Source organism: Bacillus sp. AK128 (assembly GCF_053903075.1).
On sequence record NZ_CP096379.1, the window covers coordinates 2,527,501 to 2,540,064 of the forward strand.

Genomic DNA, 12,564 nt, shown 5'->3' on the forward strand with positions numbered 1-12,564 from the left:
CGCTTCCAGTTGGGTTTACCTGCATCCAATACTTTTTCAATAATCTTTGTAATAGTAAAAGGAATTGCGAAGGCTAATGATGCGTAAAGTATATCTCTAGTATCCGGAATCATAATGTTCATTAATTCTCTCATTTTTCCTCCTACTCGAGAGTGGATTTAATTATTGCACCACTCCTAGTGATTGTTACATCAATGTTTAGATCAATTTCACTTTGAGAAAAATAATTTTCTCCGCTATCCCAATCGTCTTTTAAATCTATCCACTGGTCAGGATAGTTAATACTAACCTGTTTTGCAAATCCAAACACATCCGTTTTCAAATCCTTTTGTACTTCTTGTACAGCTAAATCAACAAATTCACGGATTCGATTTTCAACCCCTTCTTCAATTTTTTTAATAACCTTTTGATCTAGTAGATCTATTGGGGCATAAGATTCCGGGATGGAACCATTCGTTCTTATATCAACCTTGAAACTTATATCATCCTGATTATTTAACCTAGGTTCGATTTTTGTTTTCACTTGATCAATTTGGAATACAATATGCTCACCATCAACCTTTGCTTGAAGAAGTCCTCCTTTGATTTCTCCCGTAATAAAATTAACACCTTCCGTTGCCTCTTCTCGAATGAACCCGATTAGTTGATCTTCTTTTCCATTAATAACTGCATGACCTGTAATTTTAACTTCATCCTTATTGAATTTAGAAATCATCTGAATCATATAACTATTTGTTCCTAATAATTCTTCATGGAGATCCCCTATTCTAGTTGGTGGAATCATTCTAGAATTTTTATAATTATTTTTTGAAATAGATTGTATATACATAGCAGGCAGTCTTTCGTTTTTTGGTTTTAACTCTAAAATGTCTTTTGCTTTACCTGGTGTAATCATGACCTGTATCCCTCTTCTCATTTCAGGATAACGAAGAAAGAAATCTAAGACATCTGGGAATTTATCTGATTTTGCAACAGATTCAGAGATTACAATAAGTTTTATATGCTCATAAAACGGGGAGCGACTTGTTCTTGCAGCAACTGTTCTTACCATCTCAAATAGAGTGCTTCCTTCAGATTCAATATTTTCAAATGCGGATTCTGCTCCTTCCCCGCTACTAGACCCGCCTCCACTCATGGCACCTGGAACGACAAATTGCTGGGTTAATTTTAATTTTGTTTCACCGTCTATTTTCTCTCCATCTTCTAAATCAATCCCAACACCAATTACAAACCCACGTTGTTCAATTTCAATAGAGTCCCAGCAACCTGTATTAATTAGTAAAATGCTAAAAATCAAAACCAGTTTTATTTTAACCATTTTGATCGACCCCTTTTATTCGTTGGACCGTATATAAGAAAACTGGGAATATGACACCATAAAATAGCCCTATTGTTGCAATAAATTTGCCTAGTAGCTGAATTTGGTTTGTATTTTCTGGAGTCATAGCAATCAAATAAATAATTGGAGACAAAATAAAAATTAACTTGTTTTTATTAATGTTAAAAACTGAACGAAGTAAATGAATCACAATATCTAGTGCCATAGAAGCTGTATTAAATAGTGTCATAATCCAAACAGTGAAGAAAATAGATTCGAGTCGTTCAAGAAACCCACCAGGTGCCTCTATTTCCTTTGCCACTTCAATAGTAGGATATGTAATTTGGGCAGTTGCCATATTTCCAAAAACACCAACTGCTATAGTAAAGATAATCAGATAAAGTAGAACCGGAATACCAATCCCTATCATAGTCATTTTAGGTGCCACTTTAGGATTCTTCATTAAGCCAATGTAAACAAGAATAACGGTATAACCTATATAAGAAAAAACCGTTTCCTGAGCCGCCTGCAAATGTCCTGAAAGTGGCGTTGTAAATGTAGGTCGTAGATTATCGATATCAAATAACGTGATATTAAATGCCTGAACTAGTAAAGTAACGAACAGAACAATAGGCAAAAACATCATGTTTAAACGAATGATTGCAATTCTAGAACCGAGTACTGCGTATACAACCACTAAGATAAATACTAGAGCAACTGCTTCAATTGGTGTTTGATCAAACATATAGAGCTTTGAAATATTGGCAACCACTCTCGCTTCAAGTGAACAAGTAACTAAAAATGTGAATGCTAAAACGATGGTCAGAAAATATGCTACTGGTTTAGTAAGTGATACAGAGCAGTATTCAAAAAATGTTTTTTTACCGTAGATTGAAATCGTTTTTGCTAAAAGCCATCCAAAAATAATAAAGAAAACACCTGCTGATAGAATGGGAATCCAGCCATCAAAGGTTTTCGTATGAGTTGTAACTAATCGAGGTAAAGTTAAGATTCCAACCCCAATTGACATGGAAGAAATAATATAGACTAGTTCTTTCCCGCCAATGTCAGAATCCGCATACTCAAAGGGTTTCATACTTATTTCCTCCCTTTCATACGAATGTCATCTCCCGTTTGCATATATTTCGGCCTTTTATTAAAAAACGTGAGTGGTGCTCTAATTACAAGATCCTTCCAATCTCGGTAGAAGCTTGGGGCAAATGGAGCGGTGTAAGGAACCCCGAAAGATTTCAAATTTGCTAAATGAATATTAATCATAATATAAGTTAAGATGATTCCATAAAAACCAAATACTCCTGCTACTATAAGAAAAACAAAGCGCAGCATTCTAATTGAAATCGCAAAAGAATAAGTGGGGATCACAAATGTAGATATGGCGGTGACAGCCACAACAATAACCATAATGGGACTTACAATCCCTGCACTTACAGCAGCCTCGCCAATAACTAACCCACCAACAATCCCAACTGTTTGGCCAATTGGCTTCGGTAAACGAACCCCCGCTTCACGTAAAATCTCCATTGTAAGCTCCATAAAAAAGGCTTCAAATAAGGATGGGAATGGAACTCCTTCTCTTGTTGAAATAATAGAAAAAGCGAGTTTTGAAGGAATCATTCCTGGATGAAACGAGACAAGTGCAACATATAAGCTTGGTAAAAATAAAGCAATAAAAGCACAAAAATAACGCAACATTCTTATTAAAGATCCGATATACCAACGTTCATAATAGTCCTCAGGAGATTGTATGGTTTCACCAAAGGTTAAAGGAGCAAGGAGTACAAAAGGAGTACCATCAAGTAAAATAGCAATTTTCCCTTGAGTCAAAGCCGCTGAAACTTTATCGGGTCGTTCTGTATTTAACATCTGTGGAAACGGTGATAAAAAATTATCTTCAATCGCTTGTTCTACATAACCTGACTCTGGGACATCATCTAGATCAATTGACTGGATTCTTCTTTTTACTTCCTCTACAATTTCCGGATGAGCAATTCCAGCTATATAGGCAATGTTTAGATCTTTTTTAGAACGAGTTCCTACCTTAAATGATTCAAAACGAAGGTTAGGATCTCTAATTCTCCTTCTAACAAGCACGGTATTCGTTCGTATATTCTCTGTAAACCCATCTCTCGGTCCCCGTACCAATGCCTCTGTAATGGGCTCTTCAACTGATCGGCCTTCCCACCCCTTTGTTCCTATAATTATTGCCTGATCTATTCCCTCAACTAAGACAGCCGTATCTCCAGACAAAATATCTAACATGAGCTTGTCCATAGTAGAGACCAGCTTTATGTTAGAAATATTTAAAACTTCATTTTTTAAATGATTTAAAAATTGTTCAGAAGGTGATTCAGCTTCCTTTAATTTCCCGAGCTCAGTCTGTAAGTTTTTGATAATATATTCATTTACCGTCACTTTATCGATTAATCCGTCAAAGTACACAATTGATAGTTGATAATTTCCTACTGTCAACTTTCTAATAACCAAATCAGTGGGAGAATCCATTAGTTGGTCAATTGTGTTTAAATTATCTTCTAATATAGAAGTTAACCGGGGTTGATTTGGACTTTCTTGGTCAGTGTGGTTCTTATGTTGTTGCCATGATGACGGGTTCCTTCTTCTAAAAAAACCAAACAAGTAAAACACCTCATATTAGAAGAATTTATTACCACTACTATTTCCAAGATTATCAAGATTATGCACCTCTATTTTCAACTTAATAGAGTTAAATATAAGGCTCTATAAGGAGTTAGGTAGTCTTAATCATGGAAAGTAAGTCGAAAGATATACAAACAAAAAAGGTGTAGAAAATCATCCGGATTTTCTACACCTTTTTCAGTTATTTACAATTGAGCGAACTCATCCACAAGATCACTAAAAATAGCTAATGCATTTTGAATCGGCTCAGGCTTTGTTAAATCAACACCTGTTTTCTTCAAAAGCTCTAATGGATAGTCAGAACTACCACTTTTCAGGAAGGTAAGATAGTTTTCTAATACTTCCTGATCACCAGAGAGAATTTTATCGGCAATTTGAATAGCTGATACATAACCAGTTGCATATTTATATACATAGAATGGACGATAAAAGTGTGGGATTCTAGACCATCCATACTTAATCTCAGCATCTAGTTTAAGAGCGTCCCCGTTGTATACTTGGAATATTTCTTCATAAATTGAATTGAATACATCAACATTTAATGGCTCTTCTTTTTCTGCTTTTTCATGAGTTAGTTTTTCAAACTCAGCAAACATAACCTGTGTAAAGAATGTACCTTTGAAACTGTCCATGAAATAGTTTAATAAATATTTTTTCATTTGAATATCAGTTGTCGTTTTTAATAAATAACGAATCAGTAAAATCTCGTTTACAGTTGAGGCAACCTCTGCAACAAATATGGAATAACCTGCACTTATTTGAGGCTGATGCTTACTACTGTAATGCGAGTGCATGGCGTGACCGCATTCATGAGTTAGCGTAAATAGGCTACGAATATCGTCCTGATGATTTAATAATACATAAGGATGAACACCATATACTCCCATATTATAAGCACCCGAACGTTTAGCAGGTGTTTCTCTAACATCAAAATAGCGCTTTTCTCTAAAGCCTGCTAATGTAGAGACATAATCTTCACCTAGTGGCTCTAGGCTTTTTAACATGGTTTCATACGCTTCATCGTAAGAAATTTCTTTTTCAACACCTTGAACTAAAGGAACATTCAAATCGTATGGACTTAATTCGTCAAGGCCGAGTAACTGCTTTCTAATTTCTGTATATTTGTGCATAGGTGCGATATGAGCCTTTGTCACTTCAATTAGGTTCTCATAAACTTCCTTAGGAACAACATCAGCAAAAAGAGCCTTATCTAAAGCAGAAGGATATTCTCTTAGCTTGGTTGTTATAACATTATTTTTAATAGCAGAAGCAAGTGTTGCAGCTATCGTATTTTGCTGTTCAACATAAGGCTTATAATATGCTTTATAGGCTTCTTCACGCTTTTTTCGGTCTTCACCTTTAATGATTTTTGCGTACATACCACGAGTCAATTCTACTTTTTCACCCTCGTCATTTGTCACTTCACCAAACTTGATATCAGCGTTGTTGAGCATTCCATAAATCTTACTTGGTGCCGAGAGAGCTTCACCCATTAAGGCTAAAACTTCTTCCTTTTCTTTTGTTAGGACATGCTTCTTATAACGGTATGCCTCGTATAAATCTCTTTCGAAATAGTTTAGACCATCAGCTTCTTCTATGTATTTCTTTAAGGTTTCTTCATCTAGACTCAGTAAAAATGGCATAAAGAAAGAACGGGCAGCGCTAACCTGTTGACCTAATTGACTTGCTTTATCACGAAGAACCTGAGCCGAGGTGATACGGGTGTCTAAATCATTTTGAAGCATCCCATATGCAAAGAGCTTCCGATAAATAAAGCTAATTTCCTCTTCAAGTTTTAAGTAGCTTAACAATGACTCCCCATTTTGAATATTGCCATCGAACTCTTTAAGTTTTTTAGTTAAATTTACAACCTGATCATAGTCTGCTTGCCAAGCAGATGAATCCTCGTAAATGTCTTGGAGTCTCCAAGTTTCTTCTATTGGTACAGCTTCTCTTGTTTTGTATGTATTCATCTTTATTATCCTCCCTCTAGTTGAATTATTAACATTTTCTTATTATACGCCATTTTCAAGAATTTTGTATGAATTTAGAATTCATAGTTATCTGTTATTGAAATCTCATAGATTATCTGCTCTGCACCGAACCTTTCTATTTTTTCCTTAATCGTCATCCCTAAACCTTCCAAAAGTCTACAGGAAGCAATATTAGCCGATTGTGTTTCTGCTACTAATCTAGTAATCTTGAGTTCATTATACGCATAGGTCATCACTCTCTTAATCGTTTCACTTCCATATCCACTACCCCACCACTTTGGTAGAAGTTGATAAGACAGTTCTTTCGATTTACCATCATGATGTGTGTCTAATGAGAGTAAACCGATAAATTCAAAACTTTCCTTTTCTTTAATGATCAAGTAAACTTCATCTTTAGAAGCAGCCATAAGCTTTTCATACCTTTTTATGATTTCCTCTCTTTTTAAAGGCCCACCAAGATACTTTCTAACTTCTGGGTTTTCTTGAAGGTTTATTACACTCTCAACATCAGCTTGCTGTGGTTTTACTAGAATACAGCGTGTTGTCTGTAGCATATGATTCCTCCTATTAGACTAGTATTATTTTGTATAATTGATTCAGCATCATAACAAAAGCCATACTCCCTATATAGAGACTATGACTTGTCAATTATTCATTCTCTTTTGAGTCTACTTGATAATGCTCGTTTAAGTAAGGATTCTCAGTTGTTGCGAAATTCACCGATTGTAGACTCTGCTCCGGATCCATCCCGTAATATCCTTTTAATTGATCGTCTACAAGCTCTCCACTTTTAAACATTGGTTCCTTTTCCTTTTTCATAACTTCGCCACCCACTAAAGTTTTTATTAGTATGTGCCGTTATGTAGAAAAATAATGAATTTCCATAGAATTTAATTATGTCCTTTTCACAAGAGCAAGGTTATAACGAAAGGTCTCCTCTGCAGAGTAAATTTTGTAGCCGAGATTTGGACTATAATCTATATAGATGGTATCAGGTAGATGTTTTTCGCTCTCTTTTGAAACTAACACCTGAATTCCTTCTATTTGAAAAGAAGAATCATCGATGTGTTTTTTATCAATGAAAAGATGATACTCTACAAATACTGCGCAGCTCCCTATAAATATGGCTTCTATTCGGATTCCCTCATTTTCCTGTAAACTAACCGAGTTAAATTGTTGAATTGCTAAAGGCTTTAATACAACTTCCATCTCAATCAGTCCTCCTCCCATTTAAAGAGATGCTTTTGTTAAATGTTCAAATCCATTCCGATATTCTTTTATTTTATTTGAAAGCTTGGTAATTAATCCATTAAAACCTTCTGAAAGTTCGTGTGACACCGTTATGTCTACTGAATGGAGCAGCTTAGCGTACTGTACTAAGTGATGTAGTCTTAAGAAAACTGGAATTAACTTAATTTGATTATCGTCAATAATTTTAAACCTGGAGTAACCTCTTAGAAAAGCTATAAAGTCAGGGTGTTCAAGACTTACTTCATCAACAAATAGGTCTCGAAGTGCATAAGCAATATCGGCTGCGCTAAAACTAGTTATGCTATCATCAAAATCAAGTATGCTAATACCCTTTTCACTCCAACATAGGTTATCTAACTCAAAGTCATAATGTATTAGTCCAGAGCTTTCTTCGTTCGTTTGTAATTTAGTTAAAGTTTCGTTTAAAAAGTGCAACTCTTTTGTTGCAGCATCATCGTCTTCTAGAAGCGTGTGTTCAACAAATACTAATTGATCCCTCCAACTATGCCTTTCTACCTTTATGGAGTCGGGTACTGTTTGGAACGAAGAATGTAGTTTCCCAAGTGCTTCTCCCCATTTAACATAGTCATCTTCAGTTAATTCGTTCATTTCTTTATGCTCTCCAGGTAAAGCTTCAAACACAACTCCATAAAAAGTACCTTTTGAAGTGACGATCTCTTCCACAAAATTGCCATGATGAGATAGAACCGGAACTGCCACATCTATTGATTTTCTTTTTAAGTAGGTCAAAAGATTGATTTCTGATTGGATTTGCTTGAGACTTCGCTCACTAGAATCATTAAATCTCAAAAATCTTCTAACTCCATTTTCCTTAAAGATAAAGAGAAAGTTTGAGGAAGCACGATAATAGTAAACTGACCCGTTATCATATTTCCAATTTTTAATGATTTCTTCTTCGACAAAACGACTACGCCACTCAGAATCTACCGTTTCTAATATCTTGTTCATGACACTAAGCTTCATCATTATATTTCCCCCTCATTCTTTCTTAAAAGTGTTATGTAAATTGATTATAAAAATTAATTATAATTATTTTAAGAGAGAAAAGCCCTCTAACGGCAGTCAATCTCTGAGTAGATCGATGATGGCACAAACAGCTCGCCTTGAAATAGTCCGTTTATAATTTCATCCATAGAAATCGAGTAGGCATTTAAATATGTTTGATTATTCTCTGATTCATTAACTTGAACTGGACCTGTTACATAATAAGATTTCCCGCTTGGATCTTCAACTTGCAAAACCACACCTTGTTTACATGACTTTACTAAACTCAACTCATCCAACCAATACAAACCATCTGGAGATAAGTAGCTTGATACAAAGGCTGTGTCAAGAACAGTAAAGGTGGTAACTTCCTTTTCATCAATTATAGACTTTATCGCTTTTACTAGTTCCATTGAATCAGTATTATGTTTGTACTCCTTGGCAAAAGGATAAAGAGTGGAGCAAGCAGACATAAAGAATAATAATGAAAATATAATTCCTACAACCCTCTTCATCCTGTTAGTATTACGAACAATTAGGGTACATAACAGAACGGTAATGATTAAAACAAGGAGAAATAAAAAAGTAAACAGATTAGGCTCCTTAAATAAATAGATGATAAAGTCACCTACTCCAAAATTTGTTTTTTTAAATGGAAGACTATCAAACATTTATAACACTCATTTCTACTATTTTCTATGACCATAAAACAGCTGCCTAATTATCACGCTAGCTTACTACTATTCTTATAATTTATGATTACAGAAAAATGGAAAATTTTCAATAAACAAAATTGGTATTGAATAATTGTTTGATTTCATTAGGCTAAAATGAAGGAATGTTGAATAACCAAGCTTTTTTTGCTCACCTTGGCTAATTTCAATATTTACCCAATAAACGGCTCCTGCGTGATATTCTCTGCAAGATTATAGTCCTTCAACATTATTGTTGTGTATTTCACTTTTTATAAGAAAAAACCATACTCTTTTTAAAGAGTATGGCATATACAGTCAATGATTTGAATCAGGAACTTCAGTAAAGAATTTGTGTCTATTTGGAATATCTATAAAAGACTTTAGAAATCACAATGGCAATACTAACCCCTACTAAATAAAATAATAATAATTTTGGGTAAGACATAGTAGGTGCTAAATAAAATAATCCAATCTTTTCAAATAGGGGTTTGATCATAAAGGAGAAAATAATAGCAAGTCCTAGCATACCGATATAATAAATAATCCCTTTTTTATGAGTATATTGATGCATAAACATACAGGTGATTGGAAGCAAGGACCCGTCCAGTGAGAAATTGGATACAAGATAGGGTGTAACCTGATAAGGGTATCCCCATAAGCCCTCATTAATACCATATACATCTATATATATAGATATGGAGTGAATAGTAAACCCAAAGAATCCGATTTCAAATATTCTTTTTCTATCTATAAAAATTGCTAATAAAATTAGTGGAATAATGAGAATCGCTATGTTTACCCAAAACTCCCATGTGTGAAAGCTAGAGTATTTCTCCCAATATTGATGAAATAAACTTGAAAGCTCCATTCGCTTATCAACAATTTCATGAAAGGTTTCCTGTTGTTTCATCGATCTCACTCTTTTCTATAGGCACATTAATATCATCCAAAGTTATTCAAACATGTAATCCTATTTTGTTCAATCTAAGAAAAAATAACCAAACTAAAAGTTAGAAAAACCCTTCTACAAATACCAACAGATGCTCGATCCAACTATAAAAGGTATTAAAAGACCACTCCAGTTATTTACAATAGAGTGGTCTTAATTATTAATTTGCTATATGATAGACACTTCTTAGCAATAACTGATCCTTAAATTCCTGTGCAGTTAGCTCATGACTTAAGCTATCTTTATTAATAATAATTCGCTTTATATCCCCTGCTGATAAGTCAAAATAATTATCACTAAATTTACAATCCGCTTTTCTTAATTCGAGCTGAATATATTTCGTAAAATTTTTCGAATTTACGGTGAGTTCGAAGTTGTTTTCTTCTTCTATAAGTTCAAAGCTTAACTCAGGATCAAGGAATTCAAAATGCTTTGGTTTTATAAATAATATTGTGCTTGTACTAGTTAAATCCCCGCCTGTAAATAGCTGACATTCTAAATAAGTACTTTTCAAATCCCTTTCCGTTAACATTTCATCAAATGAGAGTTCTGTACACAACTCGGCTGATAAGGATTTAACTGTAACGTCTATACTTCCCTGATGAATGATCTCAGACGCATTTGAACGAAGCTTCCACTCGACTCGGCCATTCACATCTTCCATTGTATCATTTGTCAGATAGATTTCTGCCTGTTTGCCCATTTCTTTTATTGATAATAAAAGCGGCGAATAAAAACGTTTCGCAAAATAGTGGAGTGCTTTCCATCTCCCGTAATAATCAATGCTTGACCATGAAGCAACCGGCCAGCAATCATTTAACTGCCAATACAATGACCCCATGCAACGTCCACGATTTCTTCTCCAATGCTCTACACCATATTTAATTGCTTCTGCTTGAAGTAATTGTGAGGCATATAACAAGGAATCAAAGTCCTTTGGATATAAGAAATTTTCTGATAGGTAGAATAAAATCTTTCCGTTTGCAGCTCCGTTCTTTTGGTGTTTCTCCATTACATAAGAAAAGATATTACGATCCTCGGGAAGGGTAAAACTATTAATGGTCTTAAGAGAAGGAAACGACTGAAAACCAAATTCAGAACAAAAGCGGAAAAAGTAATCTTGGTATTCTGTAAATGGCTTTAAGCCATGCCAAACCTCCCAATAATGCATATCCCCTACATCTGGATTTCTTGGTGCATCAAAGCTTCCGCCTGAAGACGGAGAAGAAGACCAGTAAAAGGTTTGTGGATCCAGTTCTTTCATAAGAGCTGGGATAATATATTCAAATATTTTTATATAATCAGCTTTTCTATTAGGTTGATTGTTCGGAAAATCACCCCAATAAACCCAAGCTTCCTCTATTTCATTATTACCACACCACAACCCAAGACTTGCATGGTGTCGAATCCGTTTCACATTATCTATCACTTCACGCTTTATAGTCTCTTCAAAATCATCATTCAACTCATATACAGAACAAGCAAACATAAAATCCTGCCAAACAATGATTCCATACTGATCACAAAGGTCAAAGAAACGATCATCAGGATAATAGCCTCCACCCCAAACACGAATCATATTAAAGTTAGCTTCAACACAATCTCGGATTAGTTTTTCAGTCTTTTCATAAGTGACCCTTGCTAATATATTATCTTCAGGAATATAATTTGCACCCATTGCAAAGATGGAAATACCATTAACTACGAATTCAAACGATTTTCCCCATTGATCTGGTTCATGTCTCACTGTAATCGTACGAAGTCCTATGTTGTATTCCTTCTGATCAAGAACATGATCTCCATGTTTCATATACACTTCTATCTTATATAACGGTTGTTCTCCGTATCCATTGGGCCACCATAGTTTAGGATCTGTTATATGGATCGAAGCAGTCCCGAATTCATCCATTGTTTCAGTCCATATCTCCCCGTTCGGACTTATTACTTTTCCTTCAACTTTATAATTACCTTCATTGTATGTTTCAGTTGTAGCCCTTATATTTAGCCATACACTTTCACTTTCATGCTGCTGGGTGATATAGACATCATCTAGCCTTCCAACATTCCAAGCTTGTAAATAAACATTTCTCCAAATACCAAGGTCTGGAATTTTCGGCCCCCAATCCCACCCAAACATACTATGTGCCTTTCTGAGATGTGGATATCCATCTACTGCGTCTTTCACACCCCATAATGGTAATTCCTTTTGCTTTTCTTTTATGTAATGAAGTGGAGAGCCAAGTTCAACAACAAGTTCATTTTCTCCTACTTTCAAGAAATTTTTACAGTCAATTTCATATGTTCGGTGCATATTATCAGTTTCAGCTACCAAGTTCCCATTTACAGAAATTTTCGATAAGGTATCTATTCCTTCAAATAGGATGGCCACTTTATTATGTTTGAGCCACGTTCCGTCAACTTCAAACTTTCGAGAATAAATATAATCTTTAGAGGCAACTTCTAATCCAGTATCCTCATTTGCTCTATAAAAAGGATCGTCAATGATATTATGTGTTAAAAGGTCATTCATTACTGAACCAGGAACAACAGCCTTTTTCCAGACGTGTCCGTGTGCTTCTTTCATCTGCCATTCACCATTTAATATAAGTTTTTTCATAGAAACATCCTTTTTTGCATTATTTAAATTCTTTATCTAATTAGTAACACTTTTTACTA

Annotated in this window: 12 protein-coding genes (1 of these 12 only partly in view); all 12 read right to left on the reverse strand. The window is 34.8% G+C overall.

From position 1 onward, the window contains the following. Positions 1–134 carry the 5' portion of a hypothetical protein gene (locus M1D60_RS12550; RefSeq protein ID WP_456275215.1) on the reverse strand. 31 nt of this gene lie to the left of the window's left edge, so the window shows 134 of its 165 coding nt (coding positions 1–134); it begins with the start codon at positions 132–134; the stop codon falls past the left edge of the window. Between the two features lie 8 nt (positions 135–142). Beyond that, positions 143–1,318: a Ger(x)C family spore germination protein gene (locus M1D60_RS12555; protein ID WP_456275216.1), complete on the reverse strand. Its 1,176-nt coding sequence runs from the start codon at positions 1,316–1,318 to the stop codon at positions 143–145. Beyond that, positions 1,311–2,414: a GerAB/ArcD/ProY family transporter gene (locus M1D60_RS12560; RefSeq protein ID WP_456275217.1), complete on the reverse strand. Its 1,104-nt coding sequence runs from the start codon at positions 2,412–2,414 to the stop codon at positions 1,311–1,313. The genes M1D60_RS12555 and M1D60_RS12560 overlap by 8 nt, the downstream gene beginning before the upstream one ends. Before the next feature lie 2 nt (positions 2,415–2,416). Continuing rightward, a complete protein-coding gene (locus M1D60_RS12565; RefSeq protein WP_456275218.1) occupies positions 2,417–3,982 on the reverse strand; it encodes a spore germination protein in 1,566 nt (521 codons plus the stop codon). Positions 3,983–4,179: 197 nt separating this feature from the next. Next, entirely contained in the window at positions 4,180–5,967 is a 1,788-nt protein-coding gene (gene pepF / locus M1D60_RS12570; RefSeq protein ID WP_456275219.1) for an oligoendopeptidase F, read from the reverse strand. 74 nt (positions 5,968–6,041) lie between these two features. After that, on the reverse strand, positions 6,042–6,542 hold the full coding sequence (locus M1D60_RS12575) for a GNAT family N-acetyltransferase (protein ID WP_456275220.1): 501 nt from the start codon (positions 6,540–6,542) through the stop codon (positions 6,042–6,044). Positions 6,543–6,636: 94 nt separating this feature from the next. After that, positions 6,637–6,807, reverse strand: coding sequence for a hypothetical protein (locus tag M1D60_RS12580; protein ID WP_456275221.1), 171 nt, complete (start codon positions 6,805–6,807; stop codon positions 6,637–6,639). 75 nt (positions 6,808–6,882) lie between these two features. Then, entirely contained in the window at positions 6,883–7,197 is a 315-nt protein-coding gene (locus tag M1D60_RS12585) for an iron-sulfur cluster biosynthesis family protein (protein ID WP_456275222.1), read from the reverse strand. Between the two features lie 21 nt (positions 7,198–7,218). Continuing rightward, positions 7,219–8,226: a phosphotransferase enzyme family protein gene (locus M1D60_RS12590; protein ID WP_456275223.1), complete on the reverse strand. Its 1,008-nt coding sequence runs from the start codon at positions 8,224–8,226 to the stop codon at positions 7,219–7,221. Between the two features lie 86 nt (positions 8,227–8,312). Next, positions 8,313–8,915, reverse strand: a complete 603-nt coding sequence (locus M1D60_RS12595) for a hypothetical protein (RefSeq protein ID WP_456275224.1) — start codon at positions 8,913–8,915, stop codon at positions 8,313–8,315. Positions 8,916–9,294: 379 nt separating this feature from the next. Beyond that, a complete protein-coding gene (locus M1D60_RS12600) occupies positions 9,295–9,849 on the reverse strand; it encodes a CBO0543 family protein (protein WP_456275225.1) in 555 nt (184 codons plus the stop codon). 199 nt (positions 9,850–10,048) lie between these two features. Continuing rightward, on the reverse strand, positions 10,049–12,505 hold the full coding sequence (locus M1D60_RS12605; protein WP_456275226.1) for a beta-mannosidase: 2,457 nt from the start codon (positions 12,503–12,505) through the stop codon (positions 10,049–10,051). Positions 12,506–12,564: the final 59 nt, after the last annotated feature.

What these genes read in the sequence shown, in the direction of transcription:
- M1D60_RS12555 (WP_456275216.1), bottom strand. Translation starts at nt 1,318, where the DNA reads ATGGTTAAAATAAAACTGGTTTTGATTTTTAGCATTTTACTAATTAAT.
- M1D60_RS12560 (WP_456275217.1), bottom strand. Translation starts at nt 2,414, where the DNA reads ATGAAACCCTTTGAGTATGCGGATTCTGACATTGGCGGGAAAGAACTA.
- pepF (WP_456275219.1), bottom strand. Translation starts at nt 5,967, where the DNA reads ATGAATACATACAAAACAAGAGAAGCTGTACCAATAGAAGAAACTTGG.
- M1D60_RS12575 (WP_456275220.1), bottom strand. Translation starts at nt 6,542, where the DNA reads ATGCTACAGACAACACGCTGTATTCTAGTAAAACCACAGCAAGCTGAT.
- M1D60_RS12580 (WP_456275221.1), bottom strand. Translation starts at nt 6,807, where the DNA reads ATGAAAAAGGAAAAGGAACCAATGTTTAAAAGTGGAGAGCTTGTAGAC.
- M1D60_RS12585 (WP_456275222.1), bottom strand. Translation starts at nt 7,197, where the DNA reads ATGGAAGTTGTATTAAAGCCTTTAGCAATTCAACAATTTAACTCGGTT.
- M1D60_RS12590 (WP_456275223.1), bottom strand. Translation starts at nt 8,226, where the DNA reads ATGATGAAGCTTAGTGTCATGAACAAGATATTAGAAACGGTAGATTCT.
- M1D60_RS12595 (WP_456275224.1), bottom strand. Translation starts at nt 8,915, where the DNA reads ATGTTTGATAGTCTTCCATTTAAAAAAACAAATTTTGGAGTAGGTGAC.
- M1D60_RS12600 (WP_456275225.1), bottom strand. Translation starts at nt 9,849, where the DNA reads ATGAAACAACAGGAAACCTTTCATGAAATTGTTGATAAGCGAATGGAG.
- M1D60_RS12605 (WP_456275226.1), bottom strand. Translation starts at nt 12,505, where the DNA reads ATGAAAAAACTTATATTAAATGGTGAATGGCAGATGAAAGAAGCACAC.